General features: G+C 67.4%; 1 protein-coding gene. It reads left to right on the top strand.

What is annotated here, in order from left to right; genetic code table 11:
* The first annotated feature begins 196 nt into the window (after window positions 1-196).
* Window positions 197-1054 carry an IS5 family transposase gene (locus BM093_RS34875; protein ID WP_093357767.1) on the top strand — a complete coding sequence of 286 codons (858 nt, stop codon included), beginning with the start codon at window positions 197-199 and terminating at the stop codon, window positions 1052-1054.
* Window positions 1055-1227 lie beyond the last annotated feature (173 nt).

The following is a 1227-nucleotide window of genomic DNA, read 5'->3' as shown; positions in this document are numbered from 1 at the left end:
CCGGCAGTACTTCCCGAAGGGCACCAGCCTCGGCGACGTCACCCAGGCCCAGCTCGACGAGATTGCCCACCGACTCAACACGCGCCCCCGTAAGAGCGTCCGGCGAATGATGGTGTCAGCGTGTCGTTGCAGGTAGAGGCACAGACCCGAAGTGATCATGGGATTGCTGAAGTCCTGATGATCGCCTGGAGGGCCCGTGCCTCTGCTGCCAGCATCCCTGATCGAACCGCTCTGGGTCGAGTTCGCTGCCCTGATCGGGTCGCCCGCCCGGCCCGAGTTCTCCCCGGCCCACCCGTGGGGTTGCCACCGGCGCCGGGTCTGCGACCGGGTCGTGTTCGATCACGTGATCGCTGCGCTGGTGCACGGCAGCGGCTACGAACGCATCGCCTCACCGGGCTGCTCGGATCGCACCATCCGCCGGCGTCTCGACGACTGGGCCAGCGCCGGTGTGGGTCGGCAGCTGCACCGGCTTGCACTGAGCGCCTACGACCAGATGATCGGCCTGGACCTGGACGACCTGTCGGTGGACGGGTCGATCACGAAATCCCCGTGCGGTGGAGAAATATCCGGTCGCAGCCCGGTTGACCGGGGCAAACAGGGCACCAAGCGGTCCGTGGCCGGGGACGCCGAGGGGATCCCGCTGCACCTGATCGCGGCCCGCGCGAACGATCACGACTCACCGTTGCTCGAACCGACCCTGGCCGGGATCTGCGACATGATCGGGCCGCTGCCCGACACCCCGGGCATGCACCTGGACCGCGGCTACGACTCGACCAAGACCCGCGACCTGCTCGAGATCCTCGGCTACCAGGCGCACATCGCGCTCAAGGGCGAACCGGCCCCGATCCAGGCCGGGAAGCGCTGGCCGGTGGAACGCCTGCACGCGTGGATGAACGGCTTCGGCAAGCTACGCCGGTTCACCGACAAGCGCCGCGACGTCGTCGAGTTCTACCTCTACCTCGCGGCGACGCTGACCGTGATCCGACGCCTGATCAACCGGGCCCGCACCCAGTACCGGTGGCCCACCCGGCCGATCACCCGCCGACTCCGCTGAACATCATTTGCCGGGCGCTCTAAGACCCTCGACTTCGACACCCCGGCTGATAGATTCGAAGCACTGTTGCGCTGACGGGTTGAGTCCAAGGAAGCAGCCTTGAGGATCTCGTTGGCCCGCTTGAGCTCCGCGACCTCCCGGCGCAGCCGCTTGACCTCCTCGGACTCCTCAGT

The sequence above is a fragment of the Pseudonocardia ammonioxydans genome, from assembly GCF_900115005.1.
Classification (GTDB): Bacteria; Actinomycetota; Actinomycetes; order Mycobacteriales; family Pseudonocardiaceae; genus Pseudonocardia; species Pseudonocardia ammonioxydans.
The sequence above is the reverse complement of the archived record's forward strand: the minus strand, read 5'-3'. Positions and strand labels throughout refer to the sequence as shown.